We start from the raw sequence: 21,081 nt of genomic DNA, 5'->3' as shown, positions 1-21,081 counted from the left end.
ATTGCGCCGACAAGGGCCGCCTTCAAGTTGGGTTATCATCGCCGGCTTATTTTGCCCTGGAGCTTCGCCCCGGATGTCCACGCCAGCCCCACACACCCACACTTGCGCACCTCTGCCCGCCGTCCTGGTCGGCCCGCTGCTGCGGCGCCTGGAACCGACGCGCCTGGTGCTGTGGCTGGTGGGGTCGCGGGAGCTGGCGCTGACCTTGCGCCTGGCGCCTGTGGGCGACCTGATGCTCGATGCGTCGCAGTGCCGGGTCATCCCGGTCGGCACCCATGCCTTTGTCCACCTGATCGACATCCAGCTGGACAGCGCCCTGCCCCAGGACGTCTGCATTGACTACGACCTGTTGATCCGCGAGGACGACGCCAGCCTGCTCGGCATTGCCCAGTGGGCCCCGCATTTGCTCTACGACCAGGCCCAGTGCCCGAACTTCGTCCTGCGCAGCCGCATCGATCAACTGCTGCACGGCTCGTGCCGCAAGCCCCATCACCCAGCCAATGATGGCTTGCTCTGCGTCGACCAATTGCTGGCGACGGCCCATGAACCGAGCCAACGCCCGGCACTGCTGATGATGAGCGGCGACCAGGTCTACGCCGACGATGTGGCCGGGCCGATGTTGCGGGCCATCCATGCACTGATCGAACGCCTGGGGCTGTACGGCGAGCACCTGGACGGCGCAGTGGTGCAAGACAGCGCCGCGCTCTACCAGCACCCGGCCAGCTACTACCATCGCGCCGACCTGCTGCCGGCGCTGGAAAGTAACGACAGCCTGCGCGAGCGGTTTTTCGGCGGCGCGCGCAAGCCGATCTTCACCAGCAGCAGCGCCGACAATCACCTGGTGACCTTCGCCGAAGTCATGGCCATGTACCTGCTGGTATGGGCCCCGACCGCCTGGACCCTGATCGACCCGCAACCACCGGTGCTGACAGCCGAGCGCCGTGAGCGCTACGCCCTGGAACAGACCCGGATCGACGGCTTCAAGCAGGGCCTGGGCAACGTAGCCCGGGCGTTCGCCCACCTGCCCTGCCTGATGATCTTCGACGACCACGACATCACCGACGACTGGAACCTCAGCGCCCAGTGGGAAGAAACCGCCTACGGCCATCCGTTCTCCAAGCGCATCATCGGCAACGCCCTGCTCGCCTACATGTTGTGCCAGGGCTGGGGCAACAACCCGGATGCCTTCAGCGCGCTGCTGGAGAAAACCCGCGACCTCAACCCCCAGGGCGGCTACCTGGACAACAGCGCCCAGGATGAATTGATCGGCGACCTGCTGAAATTCCAGCAATGGCACTACGTGCTGCCAACCTCCCCGGCACTGGTGGTGCTCGACACCCGCACCCGGCGCTGGCGCAGCGAGTTCAACCTCAAGCAGCCCTCGGGCCTGCTGGACTGGGAAGCCCTCAGCGAGTTGCAGCAGGAATTGCTCGACCACCCTTGCGCCATCATCGTGTCGCCGGCGCCGGTGTTCGGCGTCAAGCTGATCGAAACCGTGCAGAAAGTCTTCAGTTGGTGCGGCTACCCGCTGCTGGTGGACGCGGAAAACTGGATGGCCCACCGTGGCGCGGCGCAGGTCATCCTCAACATCTTTCGCCACTCGCGCACGCCCGGCAATTACGTGATCCTCTCTGGCGATGTGCACTACTCGTTCGTCTACGAGGTGCTGATCCGGCACCGCACCGCCGGGCCACGGATCTGGCAGATCACCAGCAGCGGTATCAAGAATGAATTCCCGCCGAGCCTGCTGGAGTGGTTCGACCGCCTCAACCGCTGGCTGTATTCGCCACGTTCGCCGCTGAACTGGCTGACCAAGCGCCGACGCATGCAAGTGGTGCCCCATGTGCCCGAGCACGCAGAGGCCGGCGAGCGCCTGTGGAATTCGGCGGGCATCGGCCAGGTGTTTTTCAATCAGCAAGGCCAGCCGCAAGCGATCTACCAGCACAACGCCAATGGCGCCGAAAAAACCCGGATGGTGGCGCCGACGGTCGATTGACCACGGCCCCCACACCAACGCAGTACTCACCAGGTCTACGAAGGATACGTATGCTCACACGGAACAAGATGGTCCCCGAACTGACGGTCAGCGACATCCAGCAGAGCCTGGCGTTCTGGACCGACCTGATTGGTTTTCAGATCGCCTACGAACGCCGCGAAGAAGGCTTTGCCTACCTGGATTTAGACGGCGTGCAAGTGATGCTCGAACAGTACATCGCCGCGGACGACGAGCAATGGCACACCGGCGCACTGCAAGCGCCGTTTGGCCGCGGGATCAATTTCCAGATGACGGTGGAGCGGGTCGAACCGATCCTGGCCCGCCTGGCCGCGGTGCAATGGCCGCTGTTTTGCCCCTTTGCCGATGCCTGGTATCGCTCCGGCGAGGTGGAGGTCGGCCAGCGTGAATTGATCGTGCAGGACCCCGACGGCTATCTGTTACGACTGGTCGAAGCCCTGGGCGAAAGGCCCCTGCGCTAACGCCATGGCCTGCGCCGACGGGGTTATCCGTTTATCAATAATGCTTATTTGGCCCCCGGCGCGATTGACCCTAAAGGCCTGGCACGCCCCTAATGAAAGACCATCAGCAGCCGGTCGGGGGCGCGTCAGCCGGTAAACAGCCCTGCGCCGCACACCGGCTTCGCGCTCCAGCCACCGCTGGACTACCCTTGCTGCACCTTGAATGTTCAGTGCCACACCGCGACGCCCCATCTGCCTGACACGCTGTGCAACCACTCAGAGAACGACCCATGCTCAGAGATATTTTAATTATTCTTACGGCATCGCTGGTGGTCATTGCGCTGTTCCGGCGCTTGAACCTGCCACCGATTCTTGGCTACCTGTGTGTCGGCTTGCTGATCGGGCCGCAGGCACTGGGTTGGGTCAGTGACTCCGAAGGCCTGCCCTACCTGGCAGAGCTGGGCGTGGTGTTCCTGCTGTTTTCCCTGGGCCTGGAGTTTTCGCTGTCGAAAATGCTCGCCCTGCGCAAAGTGGTGTTCGGCCTGGGCAGCCTGCAGGTGCTGGTCTCCAGCGTGCTGTTGGGTGGAGCCCTGTACATGGCGGGCTTGCAGCCCAGTGCCGCGGTGCTGTTGGGGGCCGGCCTGGCGCTGTCGTCCACGGCCATCGTCAGCAAAGAGCTGACCAGCCTGGGCGAGGTCTTCAGCCCCCATGGCCAGAACGCCATTGGCGTGCTGCTGTTCCAGGACGTGATCGCCGTCCTGCTGCTGACCATGGTGCCGGTGTTTTCCGGGACGTCCGGACAGGCCTGGTATTGGGCGCTGCCGATTACCCTGGGCAAGACCGTGGTGCTGTTTGCCGGCCTGTTCCTGATCAGCCGCTGGCTGCTGCCCAAGCTGTTCGACGAGATCGCGGCCTCGCGCTCCGCCGAACTGTTCGTGTTGTTGGCCCTGGTGATTGTGATGCTGACGGCCTGGCTGACCCACCTGCTGGGGCTGTCGCCTGCACTGGGGGCATTTCTGGCGGGCATGCTGCTGGGTGAAAGCAGCTATCGCCACCAGATCGAGGCCGACATCCGGCCCTTCCGGGATATTTTGCTCGGGGTGTTTTTTGTCAGTATCGGCATGCTGATCGACCTGAAAATCTTCCAGAGCCACGGTTTGCTGATTGTCGGCCTGACCCTGGCGCTGCTGGTGACCAAGGGCCTGGTGGTCGCCCTGATCCTGCGGTTCACTGGCAACAACAGCGAAACCGCCTGGCGCAGCGGCCTGGCCCTGGCCCAGGGTGGCGAGTTCTGCTTTGCCCTGATGACCCAGATGCAAGCCAACAACCTGGTTTCCAAGGAACTGAGCGGGCTGTTGCTGACCGCGACCTTCTGTTCGATGGTGGTCACCCCGCTGATGCTGCGGGTCGCGCCGGCCATCGCCAAGCGCCTGCACCGGGCGCCGTACGATGCGCTCAACATCGATGAAATCGCCCAGCAAAGCCAGGAACTGCAGGGGCACGTGATCATCTGTGGCTACGGCCGTGTCGGTCGGGCCATTGGCCGGGTGTTGCAGGGTGAGCAATATCGGTTTGTCGCGGTCGATGATGACCCCGCGCAAATCCAGCATGGGCCCGAGCACAAGCATGTGCACTACGGTGATTCGCGGCGCCTGGAGCTGCTCACCGCCCTGGGGATAAGTCGCGCCCGCCTGGTGGTGATCGCGGTGAATGACCCGGACGCGGCAATGGCCATTACCCACGCCGTGCGCCAGATCAACAGCACCATCGAAATCGTCGTGCGTACCCAGGACGACAGCCAGACGGTCGAGTTGAAAACGGCCGGCGCCACCGAGGTCATCCCCGAAGTGCTCGAGTCGGCGCTGACCATGGCCGCCCACACCCTGATCATGCTCGGCACCTCCAAAGAGCGTGTGCAACTGCGGGTCGAGGACGTGCGCCGCAATCGTTACCGCTTGCTGTAGGCCCGATAAAAGCCAATCCACCGTCACGGATACACGGGCGCCCGCCAGGAGCGACTGCGCCCCTCGATGACGCCCGACGATTCTCTCAAGGCTAAAACATGCTCAATTCTGTCGCCCTCAAGCACGTCGAAACGCTGCATTGTCAAAGCTGCAAGTTAGCCGCCTTGTGCCTGCCGCTGGCCCTCAACAGCCAGGACATCAGCGCGCTGAACGAGATCATCAAACGCGAACGCCCGTTGCGAAAGGGCGATTACCTGTTCCACCAGGGCGACCCCTTCACCTCCATCTACGCGATCCGCTCCGGCACCCTGAAAACCTCCAGCCTCACCAGCAACGGCGAAGAACACATCATCGGCTTTCATTTGCCGGGCGAACTGATCGGCTTCTCCGCCATGGACCTGAACGCCTACACCTCAACGGCCCAGGCTCAGGAAACCACCACGGTGTGCGAAATCCCCTTCGACCAACTGGAAAACCTGCTGGAGAAAATCCCCAAGCTGCGCCGCCAGTTGATTCACATCATGAGCCGCGAGATTCGCGACGATCAGAACATGATGCGCCTGCTGGCGAAGAAAAATGCCCAGGAGCGCCTGGCGGCTTTTTTGATCAATCTCTCGGTGCGCTTTCACGCCAACGGCTACTCGGCCCATCAGTTTCGCCTGAGCATGACCCGCCAGGAAATCGCCAATTACCTGGGGATCGCCACCGAGACCACCTGCCGCACGTTCACCTTCCTGCAGCAGCAAGGCCTGATCCAGGTGCAGGGCAAATACGTCCAGATCATGGACGCCCCCTCACTGTGCGAGCTGTCCAACCGTTAGGGCCGTGGCCTGTTCACGACGCCTTCAAGACCCCATACACCCCACGCACAATCATCTCCACTTCCCGCTCATCCAGGGTCAGGGGCGGCAGCAGGCGAATGGTCTTGCCCCGGGTGACATTGATCAGCAGGCCATGATCGCGGGCGGCGATCAGGCTCAGGTCGCGGATCGAGTGACTCAGTTCGATCCCGATCATCAAGCCCCGGCCACGAATCGCCACCACGTTCGCCAGGCCATCGAGCTCGGCATGCAGCCGTGCCAGCAGGCGTTCGCCCTGACGCCTGGCGTTGTCCAGCAACCCTTGCTCCTCGATGATCTCCAGCACCGTGCAAGCCACCCGGCAGGCCAGCGGGTTGCCGCCGAAAGTGCTGCCGTGACTGCCGGGGGTGAATAGCCGGGCGGCATTGCCCCGGGCCAGGCACGCGCCGATCGGCACGCCGTTGCCCAGGCCCTTGGCCAGGGTCATGACGTCCGGCACGACACCCTCGTGCTGGAAGGCAAACCATTGCCCGGTACGGCCGATGCCGGTCTGGATCTCATCGAGCATCAGCAGCCAGTTGCGCCGGTTGCACCGCTCGCGCACCGCGCTCAGATAGCCCGGCGGCGCCAATTGCACGCCGCTCTCGCCCTGGATCGGCTCCATCAGAATGGCCACGATGCGCTGCCCGTGATCCTGGTGCGCCTGATCCAGCGCGGCGAGGTCGCCGAACGGCACTTTCAGGAAGTCCCCTGGCAAGGCGCCGAAGCCCAGGCGCACCGCCGGGCCGTCGCTGGCCGACAGGGTGCCGAGGGTGCGCCCGTGAAAGGCGTTTTCCATGACCAGCACCAAGGGTTGCTCGATACCTTTTTGCCAGCCGTACAGGCGCGCCAGCTTCAGCGCGGTTTCATTGGCTTCGGCCCCGGAATTGCTGAAGAACGCCCGCTCCAGGCCTGACAGTTGGGTGAGCTTTTGCGCCAGTTGCTGCTGCCAGTCGATGCTGTACAGGTTGGAGGTGTGCAGCAACAGCCCGGCCTGTTCGCTGATGGCGCTGACCAACCGTGGGTGCGAGTGGCCGACATTGGTCACCGCCACGCCCGCCACCGCGTCCAGGTACTCGCGCCCGGCCTGGTCCCACAGGCGGGTGCCCAGGCCCTTGGCAAAACTCAGGGCCAGGGGTTGGTAGGTGCTCATCAGGTGGGTGGCGGTCATCGCAGCGTGCTCCAGCAGGGTTCGGTGTTTTTGCAGTATCGTTAGCCACCTGAGCTGGATAAACAGCCTGAAACTTCAATCATCTTGAAGCTGGACTTGATAATGGACCTATTCCTGGCCATGACGGTGTACGTCAAAGTGGTCGAGACCGGCAGCATGACCGCCGCCGCCCGCCAGTGCAGCCTGTCGACCACCATGGTCGGCAACCACTTGCGCGCCCTCGAGCAACGCCTGGGCGTCAGCCTGATCAACCGCACCACCCGCCGCCAGCGCCTCACTGAGTTTGGCGCAGCCTACTACGAGCGCTGCCTGGAGGTACTGGGGCTGGTGCAGGACAGCGAACGACTCGCCGAAACCGTGCACGACGAACCCCAGGGGATGCTGCGTATCGCCGCCCCACCGAGCTTCGGTTCCGAATGCCTGGCGCCGGCCATGCACCTGTTCACCCAGCAGTACCCGCAAATCCGCGTCGATGTGGTGCTGAGCCAGCAGGTGGTGGACCTGATCGACAACAGTGTCCACGCCGCCATTCGCCTGGGCACCCCCGAGCCGTCGGGGCTGATCGCCCGGCCGCTGATGGACTTCACCCTGACCATCTGCGCTGCCCCCTCCTACCTGGAACGCCGGGGAGTGCCCCGCACGCCGGCCGAACTGAGCCAACACGCCTGCCTGACCTACGCCTACCCCGTCGGCGATGACTGGAGCGCGGTGGGCAAACAATGGCCACTGAGCGGGCCCGAAGGCGAAGTGCTGGTGCCGGTCAGCGGGCCGATGATGATCAACAGCGCACCCGGCTTGCACCAGGCCGCGCGCGCTGGCATGGGCATAGTCATGCTGCCCGATGCGCTGGTGCAACAGGACCTGCACGACGGCAAGCTGGTGGCGCTGCTGCAGGACTATCAACTGCCCCACCGGCCGATGAACCTGGTCTACGCCCCGGACCGCTACCGCCTGCCGAAGCTGCGCTGCTTTGTCGAGTTCGCACTGCAGATGTGGGGCAAACAAGGGCCCGGGGCCGGCGTACCCAAATCACCCAAATCACCCAAATCAACGTAGGAGCAAAGCTTGCTTGCGATCATGATCTCAAGGGCGTCATCGCGGCATAGGTATCTACACGACTGTGGTGCGACGTTGCATCTGTGGGCCTCTGGGGTGTTGGATTAGGCCGGGTACATATCCAACACCCCAGAGGCCGCCACGCGGGCAAGCCTTGCGCCTACGACAACCGCGCAGTCGAATCACATTATGGATTAGCCTCTAAAGGCTACTTTTGCAAATGTAGCCTTTAGAGGCTACTTTTAAGCACTACGTCTTTCCTCTAGGAACCTGCATGACGATCAAGGCAGTCCTGACCGGTGATCTGATTCACTCCCAGCACTCCCACGACACCCTGGCGTACATCGAGGGGCTTTCCAGGGTGCTGGCGACCTTGAGCGAGCGCTACGGCGCCAGCGCTGAAACCTTCCGTGGCGACGGCTTTCAACTGGTGCTCGGACAACCGGCGCTGGCCTTCGACTGTGCGCTGGCCTTGCGGGCCGGGCTGATTGCCGCCAGCCCCAAAGGCGAGCGCTGGGACGCCCGGGTCGCCGTCGGCATCGGGGCGGCGCCAGTCGATAAAGGCTACGGCGAAGTCTTCGTGCTGTCCGGGCAAGGCCTGGACAGCATGAAAAAGTCGACCCTGGGGGTTTTTTGCAGCGACAGCCGGTTTCTCGAGCGCACAGAGCTGGTGACCGAGTTTGTCGGCGCCATCATCGAGCAATGGACCCAAGTGGAAGCCCAGACCTATGGCGTGCACCTGACCAGCCAGGGCGATCAGTCGAGCACCGCCCACCACCTGGGCAAATCCCGGGTCACGGTGAACAAAGCGCTGCAACGGGCCCAGGCACGTTTGCTGGATCGTTACCTGGAACGCACCCACCAGTGGATCGAGGAGTTGCAACATGGCTGAGCCCAACACTCTGTTGCTGATACTGCTGCTGATCCATGTGCTGGCCGACTTCTCCCTGCCCTGGAAACGCTGGTTCAGCCAAGCCAGCAGCGGGCTCCACCGAGCACGGGCGCTGACCAGCTATGTCGGGGTCGCGGGGCTGGGCTACTGTGCCGCGCTGGCGCTGACCGCCAATCCGCTGCCCTGGGCCGCCCTGATCGCACTGTCGCTGGCCGTGGCGCGAGCCGCCCTGCATGGGTTGCTCCCGCGTCCCGCGCCCCATCCGGTGCGCCGCTTCCTCCTGGAACAGGGGGTTAGCCTGCTGGCGATCCTCGGGGTCTGGGCCGCGATCGAGGGCGCCGCCGCGCCCTGGCGTGCCTGGTTGACGGAACTGGTGAGTGCGCCAAACCTGTTGATCGCCCTGGCCTACCTGCTGGTGTTGCGGCCCACGTCCAGCCTGATCGGGGCCGCCCTCGCCCCGTGGATCAAGGAAATCGACAAACTCGGCTCACTGGCCAACGCCGGGGCGCTGATTGGCAATCTGGAGCGGGTGCTGATCCTGACCTTCGTCCTGTTGCAGCAATGGGAGGCCGTGGGTTTCCTGATCACCGCCAAAAGCATCCTGCGCTTCAATGAAATCCAGGGCGCCAAGGTCCGCTCGCTGAGCGAATACGTGCTGCTGGGCACCTTGTTGAGCTTCACCCTGAGCATCGCCGTCGGGCTGGCGGTGACGCGGATCCTGGGACTGTAGCCTCCTGAGGCTACTTTTCCCGTTGTAGCCTCAGGAAGCTACACCTGCGAGGCGACTCCCGGCACTGGAGCGACCCTGTGCCTTGGGCTAGTCTCAGCGACGCAAGGACCACTTCGGCATCAGCACAGCAAGGAGAGCGATCATGGGGGATGCGTCGGAATTCGAGCCATTGCAGGTCCACCCGGTGGACCTGAACGAAGACATACTGAGGGCGATCCTGGACCTGACCAGCGACGGCATCTGGGACTGGAACGCCAACACCGGCTTCGTCTACCGCAACCGCGGCTGGTACGAGATGCTTGGCTACGCGCCCCACGGCCTGGCAAACAGCGTACTGACCTGGGAAAGCCTGATCCACCCGGAGGATTTCCCCCAGGTGATGCAACTGTTCGACGACCATCTGCAGCAACGCTCGCCGCGTTACCTGGCGCAATACCGTTGCCGCATGCAGGACGGCGCCTACACCCGGATCGAAGACCAGGGCTACGTGGTCGCCCGCAATGCCGATGGCTCGGTCGCGCGGATGATCGGCGCCCACCGCAGCATTGAAGACAAGCAGCGCCTGGTGGAGCAGTTGGAGCAACGCAACAAGTCCCTGGAAGCCATCATCGACGAACGCACCCGCGAGTTATCGCGAGTCAATCAACAGTTGCAGGTGCAGTTGCAGGAGAACCGCAAGCTGGCCGAGAGCGACAGCCTCACCGGCATCGCCAACCGCTACCGCCTGGAAACCGCCCTGCCGCTTGAGTGCGAACGCGCCGAGCGGTTTCGCCAGCCACTGTCGCTGATCGCCATGGACATCGACGACTTCAAAGTCATCAATGACCACTACGGCCATGCCCTGGGTGATGCGGCGCTGGTGCACGTGGTGGAAACCCTCAAGCGCTGCGTGCGCGAAGGCGACTTGCTGGCCCGTTGGGGCGGCGACGAGTTCATCATGCTGCTGCCCAACACCCCCGTCACCACCGCCCGGGTCCTGGCCGAAACCATTCGCTTTGAACTGGAAAGCCTGGCGCCGGTGGGCGACTACCAGGTGACCATGAGCTTTGGCGTGGTCCAGCGCTTCGACGACGAACAGCAGACCGGCCTGCTGGCCCGCGCCGATCAGGCGCTGTATCGCTCGAAAAGCGTCGGCAAGAACATGATCAGCGAATGATCGGACTTACATCCCGGCCTTCACCAACACCGGTTGCGCCGAATACCGCTGCGGGTACAGCTGTTTGAGCTGCGCCACTTTCGGCAGGTCGTTGATGACGATGTAGGGGTGGCTGGGGTGCTCGGTCAGGAAGTCCTGGTGGTAGTCCTCCGCTGGGTAAAAACCACTGTCACGCTCGACGGTGGTCACTATCGGTGCGTTGAAGGCATGGGCCGCGTCCAACTGGGCGATGTAGGCCTGGGCGACCTTCTGTTGCCGGGCATTTTCCACGAACAGTGCCGAACGATACTGGGTGCCCCGGTCGGGCCCCTGGCGATTGAGTTCCGTAGGGTTATGGGCCACCGAAAAATAGATCTGCAACAAGCTGCCGTAGCTGACCTGGGCCGGGTCGAAGGTCACTCGCACCGCCTCGGCGTGGCCGGTATCGCCTTCGCCGACACGTTCGTACTGCGCGGTTTCGGCCGTGCCCCCGGCGTAGCCCGACACCGCACTGGTCACCCCTTTGACATGCTGGAACACCCCCTGCACGCCCCAGAAACAACCACCGGCGAACACCGCGGTTTCACTCGCCGTATTCGGCACTTCGTCGACCACTGGCGCTGCCAGGACGACCGCCTCTTCGCTCGCGCCCAGGGAAAAACCCAGGCACTGCCCGACCACGCCGGCGAGCGCCAGGCCGAACAAGGTGTGACGCCAGGTCAATCGGCGATTCATGGTGAGTACTCCTGATGGGGGAAATGGGTGACTGACAGTGCCGTCACTGAGCAAGGTAAAAACCCGGGGTCAGGCCGCAAAGGTCATGGCCAGGCCATTCATGCAGTAGCGCAGTCCGGTCGGCGGTGGGCCGTCGTCGAATACATGGCCCAGGTGCCCGCCGCAGCGCCGGCAATGCACCTCTTCACGCAGCACGCCTAAGCTGCGGTCCTGGCGGGTGGCCACGGCGTTGGGCAGGGGCGCCCAGAAACTTGGCCAGCCGGTATGGCTGTCGAACTTGCGGCTGGAGGTAAACAGCGCCAACTGGCAGCCGGCGCAGGCAAAGGTGCCGTCGCGATGCTCGTCGTTCAGCGCACTGCTGTAGGCGCGCTCGGTGCCCTCCTCCCGCAGGATGTGGTACTGCTCGGGGGTCAGCAGGGCGCGCCATTGCTCATCGCTGTGGCTGACCTCGAAGGTCTCGGCCGCCTGCGCCGCACCGATCAACGTCGGGGGCGCCACCCGCCGGGTCAGGACCCCGGCCACCAGCGCTGCAACACCCAGCCCGCCGCCGGCCAGCAGAAACTGTCGCCGTGAATACATGGTCCCTCTCCTTCACTGTGCTGTGGATAACCTGGAACACAGCCTAGGCTTGAGTTGATCGCCAAATCCTCACGTACAGTTAAACAATTCGTGATAACTGAGCGCCGGGAAAAGCCGCACAATGGCCGCACTACGCAACCGGATCGGAGCTTTATGGACCAGCCAAAACGTGTCCTGGTGGTCGAGGACGACAGTCACATCGCCGACCTGATCTGCCTGCACCTGCGCGACGAACACTTCGAGGTGGTGCACAGCGCCGACGGCAACCAGGGCCTGCACCTGCTCGAACAGGGCAACTGGGACGCGCTGGTCCTGGACCTGATGCTGCCCGGTGTCGACGGCCTGGAAATCTGCCGCCGCGCCCGCGCCATGGCGCGCTACACGCCGATCATCATTACCAGCGCGCGTTCCAGCGAAATGCACCGCATCCTCGGCCTGGAACTGGGTGCCGACGATTACCTGGCCAAACCGTTTTCCATGCTCGAGCTGGTCGCTCGGGTCAAGGCCCTGCTACGCCGAGTCGATGCCATGGCGCGCAACCTGAAGATGGACGCCGGCAGCCTCAGCAGCGACGGTCTGTTCATCGACCCGATCACCCGCGAAGTGGCGCTGCACGGCAAGCGCCTGGACCTGACACCGCGCGAGTTCGACCTGCTGTACTTCTTCGCCCGCCAGCCGGGCAAGGTGTTCTCGCGCATGGACCTGCTCAACGCGGTCTGGGGCTACAGCCACGAAGGCTACGAACACACGGTCAACACCCACATCAACCGCCTGCGCGCCAAGATCGAGGCCGATCCGGCGCAGCCGGTGCGCATTCTCACGGTCTGGGGGCGCGGCTATAAATTCGCCAGCGCGCAGGAGCCGACATGAAGCTGACCCTCAGCCAACGCCTGTCGCTGGTGTTCGCCCTGCTCCTGCTGATCTGCAGTGGCACCTCGGTGTGGATGCAGGTGCGCGCCAACCAGATGCATGAGCTGGAAGTGGTGCAAGGCTTGTCCCGCGACCTGGCGCAGCACATCGCCCGTGACACCCAGTTGATGGATGCCAACGGCCTGAAACCCGAAGCCCTGCGTAACCTGTTCAGCCAACTGATGCTGGTCAACCCGAGTGTCGAGGTGTACCTGCTCGACAACCAGGGCCGAGTGATCGGCGATGCGGCGCCCGAGGGCCATCTGCGCCGCGAGCAGGTCGACCTGGCGCCCTTGCAGCGTTTGCTCAACGACGAGCGCCTGCCGATTCTCGGCGACGATCCGCGCAGTCTCGACGGGCGCAAGGTGTTCAGCGCCGCACCGCTCAAGGTCAACGGCCAGCAGGCCGGTTATCTGTATGTGGTGCTGCTCAGCGAAGAACGTGACCGCTTGGCCGCGCGCGGCGCCACCAGCGCGGCGCTGAACACGGCCCTCTGGTCGATTGGCCTGGTGGCGCTATTGTGCCTGATTGCCGGCCTGACCGCGTTCACCTTGATCACCCGGCCGCTGCGGCGCCTGACCGACAGCGTCAAGGGCTTCGACATCGACGGCATCCCCGCCACGGCGCCCGCCCCCGTGCCTGTGGAGCCCTCCACCAGCCAGGACGAAATCGCCGTACTCGCTGCCGCATTCCGGCAAATGCAGAACCGCCTGGGCGAACAATGGCGCTCCCTGACCCGCCAGGATCAGGAGCGCCGTGAACTGGTGGCGAACATTTCCCACGACCTGCGCACTCCCCTGGCGTCGTTGCATGGTTACCTGGAAACCCTGTCGCTCAAGGACGCCAGCCTGACCCCGGACGAACGCCGGCGTTACCTGGGCATCGCCCTGGACCAGAGCCGCAAGGTCGGTGGCCTGGCGCAATCGTTGCTGGAACTGGTGCGCCTGGAGCACGGTTTTGTCCAGCCGGTGCTGGAGCGTTTTTCCCTGACCGACCTGGTGCAGGACATCTTCCAGAAATTCGAGCTGAACGCCGAGTCCCGGCATGTGCAACTCAAGGCCAGTTTTGCGCCGAGCGTGTCAGGGGTGTGCGCCGACCTCGGGTTGATCGAGCGGGTGCTGACCAACCTGTTCGACAACGCCCTGCGCTACACCCCGGCCGGAGGGGTGATCGAAATCCGCCTGGTGCCCCAGGGCAAATTCGTCGAAATCACCGTCAGCGACAGCGGCCCGGGGATTGCCGCCGAACTGCGCGAAGGACTGTTCCTGCGCCCGTTCAACATTGGCGGGGCGCGCCGCGACGGTGGCCTGGGCTTGCGGATTGTGCAGCGGATCCTTGAACTGCATGGCCGCCAGGTACGGCTGCTGGATGTCCCTGGCCAGGGCGCGACTCTGTGCTTTTCCCTGGCGGTGGACGAAGCCACAGCCACGGCCCTGGCAGTGCGCTCGATGAACCTCAACACACCGGGACAGGCCTGACGGACCGACGTAAATCCTGTGGGAGCTCGCTCGCGATGGCGGTGTGTCAGGCGCCATGGATATTGAATGTGGCGGCCTCATCGCGGGCAAGCCCGCTTCCACAATGGTTTTGTGGTGCCCACAGATACCTGCAGTCAGTCGCGGTAGCCGGGCGCCACTCGGTCAAGCAGCCGCAGCAAGGCTTTCCAGGCCAGATCCAGGGCATCCGGGTCACTCAGCTCGCCTTCGGCCAGCGGGCGCTGCGGTTGGTTGAACTGGCGTTCAGTGTGTTCGCAGACCGCTGCCAGTGGCAGCACCAGATCACCGCAGGCTTGGGCGGCCAACTGGATGTCGCAGGCCTTTTCCAGGTAGTACATGCGCAAAAAGGCCTGGGCCACACTGCTGCCGACGGTCAACAGGCCGTGGTTGCGCAGCATCAGCACGTGCTTGTCGCCCATGTCCGCCACCAGCCGCGCCTGCTCGGCCAGGTCCAGGGCGATGCCCTCGTAGTCGTGATAGGCGACACGACCATAGAACTCCATGGACATCTGATTAACCGGCAACAAGCCACAGGCCAGCGCCGCCACCGCGCAACCGGCACGGGTGTGGGTGTGCAGCACGCACTGGGCGTCCTCGCGGGCCGCGTGCAGGGCGCTGTGGATGACGAAGCCGGCCGGATTGACGGGATACGGGCTGTCCTCCACCGCACGTCCGTCGAGCCCGATCTTGACCAGGTTCGAAGCGCTGATTTCGTCGAACATCAAGCCATAGGGGTTGATCAGAAAATGGTGCTCAGGCCCCGGCAGGCGCACCGAGATGTGGGTGAAGATCAGGTCAGTCATGCGAAAGTGCGCGATCAAGCGGTAGCAGGCCGCCAATTCCTCACGCAGGACTTGTTCGCTCGGATGGATCATTGGCATTGCTCCAGGCCCTCGACCAGCGCGTCCCAGTCGGCGAAGTCGCGACGGCCGATGAACACCAGGCGCGACCCCGTGGCGTGGGCCTCGTCGGTGGCGGCCAGAAACTGGCTGCGGGTGCCGACGTGTTGCAGCCAGTGTGCCTTGCTGCCCTGATCCAGCAGCACCAGGCCCTTGACCCGAAACACATCCCGGGGCAACGCCTGCAACCAGCCGCGCAGGCGCTCGACATTCAACGGCGCCGGGCTCTGCCAGAGGAAGCTGCTGAACATTTCGCCGTGGTCGCCACCGGTTGCCCGGACCAAGGGCTTGAGCGAGCGCGGCTGCAGGTCCAGGTCCGAATCCAGCCACAGGGCGTCGGGCAGTTGCGCCTGGACGCTCTCGTGGATCCGGGTGCGCAGGCCCAGCGCGTCGCGCAGGGCTTGCAACTGGGCGGCGTCCACCAGGTCGGTCTTGTTCAACAGCAGCAGGTCGGCCGCCGCCACTTGCGCCCGAGCCAGGCGTGCGTACTCGCCATCGAGCTGCAAGTGCCCGGTGGCATCGACCACGGTGATCACCATGTCCAGTTGCATCTGGCTGCGCAGTTGCGGGTAGGCCAGGGTCTGCACGATGCGCTGTGGATCGGACACCCCGCTGCACTCGATGACGATGCGCTCCAGGCGTGGCTGCAATTGCGCCAGGCTGCTCAGTTGCGCCAGCAGGTCTTCTTGCACCGTGCAGCAGATGCAGCCGTTTTGCAGGCTGTACACCGCGTCGGTGACCTCGGAAACGATCGCCGCATCGATGTTCAGCTCGCCAAAATCATTGACGATCACCGCCAGCCGACTGCCTTCGGCGCGGCGCACCATGCGGTTGAGCAAGGTGGTCTTGCCGGCCCCGAGAAATCCCGAGACCACGGTCACCGCGATACGTTGAGGGTTCATTGGGCCTTGCCCTCCAGCACCGGTGGCTCACCGGTCCACACGGCCTTGAGGCCGGCGTCGGCCAGTGCGCCGTTGCGGTCATAGACCAGTTGCCCGTCGACGAAGGTCAACAGCACCTGGGTCTGGTGAATGTAATTGCGCGCCGGCTGGGCGAACAGGTCGCGGTCGATGACGATCAGGTCCGCCGACTTGCCAACCTCCAGGCTGCCGGTCGACTGCTCCAGGCCCATGGCCACGGCGCCGTTGAGAGTGATCACGTTCAGTGCCTGCTCGAGGCTGATGGGGTCGCCAAAGCAGGAGGGATCGTCGTTCCACGGGTTCTGCCGGGTGACCATGGTTTCCAGTGCCAGCCACGGGTCGATGGACGCCACCGGCCAGTCAGTGCCCATCACTGCGGTACCGCCCGCTTCGAGCACGCCTTTGAAATCGTAGATGCGCTTGAGCCGCTCCTGGCCGTAGCCCGAACGTGCGCCGCTGGCAAACGGCGTTGGGTACCAGGCCGCCGGGGAGAATTCGGCGATCACATTGAGTTCCTTGAAGCGCGGCAGGTTGCCCGGGTGCAGCAAGGTGCTGTGGGCGCACTGGTGGCGCACACCGCTGAAGCCGTTGCGCCGACGGGCCTCGGCGACGGCGTCGAGGAACACATCGGAAGCGCCGTCGCCGGTGCAGTGGGCGATGACGCGGATGCCGCGGCTGTCCATGTCCACCACCATGTCGGTGATGTGCTCGGGGGTCAGGTTGAGCTTACCGCGCCAGCTCGACTCTTCTGGCCAGGGGGTCAGCAGGTACGAGGACTTCGGCTCCACGGTGCCGTCGAAGTGGAACTTCACCGCGTTGGCACTCAGGCGTGCGCTGCGGTAGTAGTGACGTTCACCGCTGAGCAGTTCCCAGCGGCGACGCACCGGGAAGATGTCGTCCTGCCAACTGATGGCGGCTTCAATGCGCACGGTCAGTTCGCCGCTGTCGTCCAGCTCTTTCAGCGCCTGCAGGCGTTGCTCGCAGACGTGCACGTATTTGCTCGCCGTGACACCACGCGAACTCTGGAAATGCACCCCGTCACGGTAGGCGCGGCGCAGCACGCTGACCGGGGTCGGCGGCATGGCGGCGTGGATCATCGCGTAGGCACCGTCGATCATCAGGCCGTTGGGTTCGCCACTCAGTTCGTCGCGCTCCAGGTAGCCGTTGCGCGGGTCGGCGGTGTGGCGGTCGATGCCTGCCAGTTCCAGGGCCTTGGAGTTGACCATCATGGTGCCCCACATACGATCGAGCAGGGCCACCGGGCGATCCGGCATGACGCTGTCGAGCCACGCCCGGCCCGGGGTCAGGCCGGCTTCGCGGAAGGTGTAGCGCACCCAGTATTGCCCATAGATCCAACCGTCGCCGGGGTGGGCATCGGCATAGGCCAGGATGCTCGCGCGCAGCTGTTCCGGGGTCGGGTCTTCGATGCCGACATCCAGGTCGTCGCTGTAGCGCGGGGCCAGGGCCAGGTCAGGGTGGGTGTGCATGTCGTGCAGGCCCGGCATGCAGAAGGCCCCCTGCAGGTCATGCACCAGGGTGTTCGGGCCCTTGAATCCTTGCAACTCGGCCAGGCTGGCAACCCCCACCAACTTGCCGCCGCGAATGGCCACGGCCTCCGCCCAGGGCTGCGCCGGGTTCTGGGTATAGATGCGACCGTTGCCAAGGATCAGGTCGGCATAGGTCCCTTGCGCAGAATGGGTAGAGGAAAAGTTGTCGGACTCAGCCATGCAAGCCACCTTCGAGTTCAGTGCGGGTGAAGGGTCTTCCGCGCACATTTGGCTTCGGTGACCCTGACGAATGGCACTAGTATTGTTGAATCAACCAATACAACAATCGATTTTTTTTGGCTTAATCGTTCGATTTACGTCACCATACGATTCAACACTCAGCCCCCCTTAAAGACAGGATTCTTTATGCGCTTTCCTTCAATGACAGCCCTGCGGGCTCTGGATGCGGTGGCCCGGCTGGGCAGCGTGTCGGTCGCCGCCCGCGAACTGAACCTGACCCGCAGCGCCATCAGCCACCAGATCAGCAAGCTGGAAGAGTGCGTGGGGTTTGCCCTGACCGAGCGCATCGGCCGCGGGATCGGCCTGACCTACCAGGGCGAGCGCTACGCCCGCGAGGTGCACGGAATTCTGCTGAACCTGCTGGACGCCGGCCAGCCGGTGGACGACCAGGAAGTCTCGGGGCGGCTGTGTGTCAGTTGCGCGCCGGGATTCGCCACCTACTGGCTGTGCCACCACATTGGCGCGTTTCTGCGCCAGTACCCGCAGGTGCAGTTGCAGCTGATCTCCCCCAAATCGCCGGATGACACCCACAACACCAACGTCGACCTGTTTATCGCCTACGGCATTGGTGACTGGCCGGAAATGCACGTCGAGGAGATCGTCGCGCTGCGCTTTTTCCCGGTGTGCAGCCCGCGCCTGATCAACGCCTTGAGCGGCCTGAAGAACCCGCAGGAGCTCAGCGCCTACCCGCTGCTGCACATGACCGACTACTCGGACTGGCGCGTCTGGCTGACCGCCGCCGGCGCCTCGGGCGTCAATGCCATGAGCGGAATCCTGTTCTCCGACGCCCACTGCGCGCAGTCGGCGTGCATTGCCGGCCAGGGCATTGCCATCGGCGACAACCTGATCAGTGGCGATGCACTGTCCAAGGGGCTGTTGGTGCGCCCGTTCGACATCACCATCGACCTGCACCGCGGCTACTACCTGGCGACCGACCCGCAAAAAGCCGAGCGGCGGGTGGTCCAGGCTTTCAGCAGTTGGGTCAAGACCCAACTGCAGTCCTCCCACCAGACCTGGCAAGACACCCTCTGAGCCGACGGAAAACGCCGCCCCTTTTCAGGGCGGAATCAGCCGACAATTGAGTAATTTTTCTAACCAATACCCACAAAATAATTCCATTGATGTAGCGATACTTTTAACAATAATAAACCCAAAGCCCATTTCGGATTTGCATCCGTCCTCGTACGTCTTATGGGCAATAAAAAGAGGATCTCCATCGTGTCCAGCGGTTCAGCGATTCAGCTCAGCGCACAAGGTATCAGCCAGTATTACGGTCGTTTCGCAGCGCTGGATAACGTCGACCTGGACGTTCGCCAGGGCGAGTTCCTGACGTTGCTCGGGCCTTCCGGTTCGGGCAAGACCACCTTGCTGATGATCCTCGCGGGCTTCCTCAGCCCGACGTCCGGCAAGTTGATGGAACAGGGCGTCGACATCATCAAGCGCTCGGCCGAGAAGCGTAACTACGGCATGGTGTTCCAGGGGTATGCCCTGTTCCCACACATGACGGTGGCGGACAACGTGGCCTACCCGCTGCGCATCCGCAAAGTCGCCGCCGAAGAACGCCAGCGCCGGGTCAAGCACATCCTCGAAGTGGTCGGCCTCGGCGCCCACATGCACAAGAAGCCGGCCGAAATGTCCGGCGGTCAGCAACAGCGCGTGGCCATTGCCCGGGCGCTGGTGTTCGAACCGGACCTGCTGCTGCTCGACGAGCCCCTGTCGGCCCTGGACAAGAACCTGCGCGAACAACTGCAGACCGAACTGCAACGCATCCATCGCCAGGTCGGCACCAGCTTCGTGTTCGTCACCCACGACCAGAACGAAGCCCTGGCGCTGTCCTCGCGCATCGCGATTTTCAACCACGGCAAGCTGACCCAGGTCGACACCCCGGAAAACATCTACAACCGCCCCGAGAGCCGGTTTGTCGCCGAATTCCTCGGCAAGATGAACCTGTTCCCGCTGCAGGACCTGACCCGCAACGGCCCCACCGCCAGCGGCCGTTGTGGCGACAACCTGCTGCACGCCCAGGCCCCGGCCCCCCTGAGCAAACAGCCAAGCGTGCTGGCGGTGCGCCCCGAACACATGGACCTGCACAGCGAACGTCCGAACCGCGACGGCTACAACGTGATCCCCGCGCAGCTCACCGACAAGGTCTACCAGGGCTCCAGCACTCACCTGTCGCTGAAGGTCGGGGGCGATGCCCTGCCGATCAACCTCTCGGTGCCCGGCAATCACCCGGGAGCCCTGATGCCCAGCGGCGCGCCGGTGTGGCTGAGCTGGCCGGTCCAGCAAAGCTTCCTGCTGCAAGCCTGAACCCCTGAACAACGTGCGTCACAAAGCTCTCTCCTAACGACAACAATAGGCCCTTGTCCCAACGGACTGCCGCCATCTGAGGACTTGCCCATGAGCCAGGATCATCAACGCGACTGTATTGAAGTGCTTATCGAAAAGGCCCGTGGCGGGCAGATCAACCGACGCACCTTCATCCAGGCCATGGGCCTGTTGGCGGCCGTGCCCCTGGCGCTGCGCAGCGGTATCAGTTGGTCGGCCGACAAGCCGCTGGTGGTGGTCAACTGGGGTGGCGACGCACTGACCGCCTTCCGCTCCGCCTGGACCGACACCTTCACCAAGAACACCGGAATCCAGGTGCGCATCGACGGCGCCGGCCCCACCGAGGGCGCGATCCGCTCACAACTGGCCAGCGGTCAGCCCAGCTGGGACGTGGTCGACGTCGAGAGCTACAGCGCCATTGTCCTGGGCAAGGAAAAGATCCTGCAGCCCCTGGACTACAACGTGATCAAGCGTGACCAGGTGGCGCCAGTCCTGGCCTCCGACCACGGCATCGCCAGCTACCAGTTCAGCTACGTGATGGCTTGGGACAGCGAGAAGTTCGGCGATAACGGGCCGAAAACCTGGGCCGATTTCTGGGACGTGAAGAAATTCCCCGGCAAACGCACCCTCTACAAGTGGATGAACGGCATGCTCGAGGCGGCGCTGCTGGCCGACGGCGTTCCGGCCGATCAGCTCTACCCGCTGGACGTGGTGCGCGCCCTGAACAAGATCGACGAGATCAAGCCCCACGTGCTGTCGTTCTGGAGCTCGGGCGCCGAAAGCCAGCAACTGATGGTCGATGGCGAAGTCTCGGTGGGCGCCATCTGGCACACCCGCGCCAAGCTGCTCAGCGAAGACACCGAAGGCCGTGTGCGCTGGAGCTTCGACAACGGCTTCATCAACTCCAGCAGTTGGGCCGTACTGTCGGGCAACCCGGCGGGGAGCCAGCCGGCGATGCAGTTCATCCAGCATGCCCTGCAACCGGAAGGCCAGCTCAAGCTCTTCGAACTGCTGGGCAACGGTCCGTCCAACAGCGCGACCGAGAAGCTGATGTCGGCCGAACAACTGCAAGCCAACTGCGCGTCGCCAGAGAACCTGAAGAAACAGATCGCGCTCAACGCCCAGTGGTACGCCGACAACTACTCCAACGCCCTGGAGCAGTACCTCACGCGGCTGTCCAAGTGAGC

The 21,081-nt window shown here is 63.8% G+C and carries 19 protein-coding genes; 13 read left to right on the top strand and 6 right to left on the bottom strand.

Annotated features, from left to right (window positions below):
• Positions 1-73: 73 nt before the first annotated feature.
• From H7995_RS11470 to fnr, 4 genes are all read left to right on the top strand, one after another.
• Positions 74-1,996, top strand: coding sequence for an alkaline phosphatase D family protein (locus tag H7995_RS11470; protein ID WP_166589672.1), 1,923 nt, complete (start codon positions 74-76; stop codon positions 1,994-1,996).
• Between the two features lie 50 nt (positions 1,997-2,046).
• On the top strand, positions 2,047-2,475 hold the full coding sequence (locus H7995_RS11465; RefSeq protein ID WP_166589673.1) for a bleomycin resistance protein: 429 nt from the start codon (positions 2,047-2,049) through the stop codon (positions 2,473-2,475).
• 269 nt (positions 2,476-2,744) lie between these two features.
• Positions 2,745-4,418, top strand: a complete 1,674-nt coding sequence (locus H7995_RS11460) for a cation:proton antiporter (RefSeq protein ID WP_166589674.1) — start codon at positions 2,745-2,747, stop codon at positions 4,416-4,418.
• Positions 4,419-4,516: 98 nt separating this feature from the next.
• On the top strand, positions 4,517-5,239 hold the full coding sequence (gene fnr, locus H7995_RS11455) for a fumarate/nitrate reduction transcriptional regulator Fnr (RefSeq protein ID WP_166589675.1): 723 nt from the start codon (positions 4,517-4,519) through the stop codon (positions 5,237-5,239).
• A gap of 13 nt (positions 5,240-5,252) precedes the next feature.
• Here the strand turns inward: fnr and H7995_RS11450 are convergent, their stop codons facing one another.
• Positions 5,253-6,428, bottom strand: coding sequence for an aspartate aminotransferase family protein (locus H7995_RS11450; protein ID WP_182342207.1), 1,176 nt, complete (start codon positions 6,426-6,428; stop codon positions 5,253-5,255).
• A 102-nt stretch (positions 6,429-6,530) separates the two neighbouring features.
• Here H7995_RS11450 and H7995_RS11445 point away from each other — a divergent pair, with 102 nt between their 5' ends.
• From H7995_RS11445 to H7995_RS11430, 4 genes are all read left to right on the top strand, one after another.
• A complete protein-coding gene (locus tag H7995_RS11445) occupies positions 6,531-7,484 on the top strand; it encodes a LysR family transcriptional regulator (RefSeq protein WP_185818382.1) in 954 nt (317 codons plus the stop codon).
• Between the two features lie 274 nt (positions 7,485-7,758).
• Positions 7,759-8,376: a hypothetical protein gene (locus tag H7995_RS11440; RefSeq protein ID WP_166589678.1), complete on the top strand. Its 618-nt coding sequence runs from the start codon at positions 7,759-7,761 to the stop codon at positions 8,374-8,376.
• Positions 8,369-9,106, top strand: a complete 738-nt coding sequence (locus H7995_RS11435; protein ID WP_166589679.1) for a DUF3307 domain-containing protein — start codon at positions 8,369-8,371, stop codon at positions 9,104-9,106. The genes H7995_RS11440 and H7995_RS11435 overlap by 8 nt, the downstream gene beginning before the upstream one ends.
• Positions 9,107-9,248: 142 nt before the next feature.
• Complete coding sequence (locus tag H7995_RS11430; protein ID WP_185818381.1) at positions 9,249-10,262, top strand: sensor domain-containing diguanylate cyclase; 1,014 nt, start codon at positions 9,249-9,251, stop codon at positions 10,260-10,262.
• 6 nt (positions 10,263-10,268) lie between these two features.
• Here the strand turns inward: H7995_RS11430 and msrA are convergent, their stop codons facing one another.
• Together msrA and msrB are read right to left on the bottom strand one after the other, a co-directional pair.
• Entirely contained in the window at positions 10,269-10,976 is a 708-nt protein-coding gene (gene msrA, locus H7995_RS11425) for a peptide-methionine (S)-S-oxide reductase MsrA (RefSeq protein WP_166589681.1), read from the bottom strand.
• A gap of 69 nt (positions 10,977-11,045) precedes the next feature.
• Positions 11,046-11,555, bottom strand: coding sequence for a peptide-methionine (R)-S-oxide reductase MsrB (msrB, locus tag H7995_RS11420; protein ID WP_166589682.1), 510 nt, complete (start codon positions 11,553-11,555; stop codon positions 11,046-11,048).
• A gap of 153 nt (positions 11,556-11,708) precedes the next feature.
• Here msrB and H7995_RS11415 point away from each other — a divergent pair, with 153 nt between their 5' ends.
• Positions 11,709-12,425: a response regulator transcription factor gene (locus H7995_RS11415; protein WP_185818380.1), complete on the top strand. Its 717-nt coding sequence runs from the start codon at positions 11,709-11,711 to the stop codon at positions 12,423-12,425.
• The gene (locus H7995_RS11410; RefSeq protein ID WP_185818379.1) at positions 12,422-13,942 is read left to right on the top strand and encodes a HAMP domain-containing sensor histidine kinase; all 1,521 of its coding nucleotides are present in this window, start codon (positions 12,422-12,424) and stop codon (positions 13,940-13,942) included. The genes H7995_RS11415 and H7995_RS11410 overlap by 4 nt, the downstream gene beginning before the upstream one ends.
• Positions 13,943-14,076: 134 nt before the next feature.
• On the opposite strand, the gene H7995_RS11405 is transcribed toward H7995_RS11410, so the two are convergent.
• The 3 genes from H7995_RS11405 to H7995_RS11395 are packed head-to-tail and all read right to left on the bottom strand — an operon-like array spanning position 14,077 to position 17,506.
• The gene (locus H7995_RS11405; RefSeq protein ID WP_185818378.1) at positions 14,077-14,835 is read right to left on the bottom strand and encodes a class II aldolase/adducin family protein; all 759 of its coding nucleotides are present in this window, start codon (positions 14,833-14,835) and stop codon (positions 14,077-14,079) included.
• The gene (locus H7995_RS11400) at positions 14,832-15,761 is read right to left on the bottom strand and encodes a CobW family GTP-binding protein (RefSeq protein ID WP_166589686.1); all 930 of its coding nucleotides are present in this window, start codon (positions 15,759-15,761) and stop codon (positions 14,832-14,834) included. The genes H7995_RS11405 and H7995_RS11400 overlap by 4 nt, the downstream gene beginning before the upstream one ends.
• A complete protein-coding gene (locus tag H7995_RS11395; RefSeq protein ID WP_095168905.1) occupies positions 15,758-17,506 on the bottom strand; it encodes an amidohydrolase in 1,749 nt (582 codons plus the stop codon). The genes H7995_RS11400 and H7995_RS11395 overlap by 4 nt, the downstream gene beginning before the upstream one ends.
• Positions 17,507-17,692: 186 nt before the next feature.
• Here H7995_RS11395 and H7995_RS11390 point away from each other — a divergent pair, with 186 nt between their 5' ends.
• The 3 genes from H7995_RS11390 to H7995_RS11380 all read left to right on the top strand — a co-directional run bounded on the left by H7995_RS11390 (position 17,693) and on the right by H7995_RS11380 (position 21,079).
• Positions 17,693-18,598: a LysR substrate-binding domain-containing protein gene (locus H7995_RS11390; RefSeq protein WP_095168906.1), complete on the top strand. Its 906-nt coding sequence runs from the start codon at positions 17,693-17,695 to the stop codon at positions 18,596-18,598.
• Between the two features lie 186 nt (positions 18,599-18,784).
• On the top strand, positions 18,785-19,876 hold the full coding sequence (locus tag H7995_RS11385) for an ABC transporter ATP-binding protein (RefSeq protein ID WP_166589687.1): 1,092 nt from the start codon (positions 18,785-18,787) through the stop codon (positions 19,874-19,876).
• 90 nt (positions 19,877-19,966) lie between these two features.
• A complete protein-coding gene (locus tag H7995_RS11380; protein WP_166589688.1) occupies positions 19,967-21,079 on the top strand; it encodes an ABC transporter substrate-binding protein in 1,113 nt (370 codons plus the stop codon).
• The last annotated feature ends 2 nt before the right edge of the window (positions 21,080-21,081 follow it).

The sequence above is a fragment of the Pseudomonas kielensis genome, from assembly GCF_014236655.1.
GTDB lineage: Bacteria > Pseudomonadota > Gammaproteobacteria > Pseudomonadales > Pseudomonadaceae > Aquipseudomonas > Aquipseudomonas kielensis.
This window is presented reverse-complemented; position numbering and strand designations above follow the sequence as displayed.

What these genes read in the sequence shown, in the direction of transcription:
- H7995_RS11470 (WP_166589672.1), top strand. Translation starts at nt 74, where the DNA reads ATGTCCACGCCAGCCCCACACACCCACACTTGCGCACCTCTGCCCGCC.
- H7995_RS11465 (WP_166589673.1), top strand. Translation starts at nt 2,047, where the DNA reads ATGCTCACACGGAACAAGATGGTCCCCGAACTGACGGTCAGCGACATC.
- H7995_RS11460 (WP_166589674.1), top strand. Translation starts at nt 2,745, where the DNA reads ATGCTCAGAGATATTTTAATTATTCTTACGGCATCGCTGGTGGTCATT.
- fnr (WP_166589675.1), top strand. Translation starts at nt 4,517, where the DNA reads ATGCTCAATTCTGTCGCCCTCAAGCACGTCGAAACGCTGCATTGTCAA.
- H7995_RS11450 (WP_182342207.1), bottom strand. Translation starts at nt 6,428, where the DNA reads ATGACCGCCACCCACCTGATGAGCACCTACCAACCCCTGGCCCTGAGT.
- H7995_RS11445 (WP_185818382.1), top strand. Translation starts at nt 6,531, where the DNA reads ATGGACCTATTCCTGGCCATGACGGTGTACGTCAAAGTGGTCGAGACC.
- H7995_RS11440 (WP_166589678.1), top strand. Translation starts at nt 7,759, where the DNA reads ATGACGATCAAGGCAGTCCTGACCGGTGATCTGATTCACTCCCAGCAC.
- H7995_RS11435 (WP_166589679.1), top strand. Translation starts at nt 8,369, where the DNA reads ATGGCTGAGCCCAACACTCTGTTGCTGATACTGCTGCTGATCCATGTG.
- H7995_RS11430 (WP_185818381.1), top strand. Translation starts at nt 9,249, where the DNA reads ATGGGGGATGCGTCGGAATTCGAGCCATTGCAGGTCCACCCGGTGGAC.
- msrA (WP_166589681.1), bottom strand. Translation starts at nt 10,976, where the DNA reads ATGAATCGCCGATTGACCTGGCGTCACACCTTGTTCGGCCTGGCGCTC.
- msrB (WP_166589682.1), bottom strand. Translation starts at nt 11,555, where the DNA reads ATGTATTCACGGCGACAGTTTCTGCTGGCCGGCGGCGGGCTGGGTGTT.
- H7995_RS11415 (WP_185818380.1), top strand. Translation starts at nt 11,709, where the DNA reads ATGGACCAGCCAAAACGTGTCCTGGTGGTCGAGGACGACAGTCACATC.
- H7995_RS11410 (WP_185818379.1), top strand. Translation starts at nt 12,422, where the DNA reads ATGAAGCTGACCCTCAGCCAACGCCTGTCGCTGGTGTTCGCCCTGCTC.
- H7995_RS11405 (WP_185818378.1), bottom strand. Translation starts at nt 14,835, where the DNA reads ATGATCCATCCGAGCGAACAAGTCCTGCGTGAGGAATTGGCGGCCTGC.
- H7995_RS11400 (WP_166589686.1), bottom strand. Translation starts at nt 15,761, where the DNA reads ATGAACCCTCAACGTATCGCGGTGACCGTGGTCTCGGGATTTCTCGGG.
- H7995_RS11395 (WP_095168905.1), bottom strand. Translation starts at nt 17,506, where the DNA reads ATGGCTGAGTCCGACAACTTTTCCTCTACCCATTCTGCGCAAGGGACC.
- H7995_RS11390 (WP_095168906.1), top strand. Translation starts at nt 17,693, where the DNA reads ATGCGCTTTCCTTCAATGACAGCCCTGCGGGCTCTGGATGCGGTGGCC.
- H7995_RS11380 (WP_166589688.1), top strand. Translation starts at nt 19,967, where the DNA reads ATGAGCCAGGATCATCAACGCGACTGTATTGAAGTGCTTATCGAAAAG.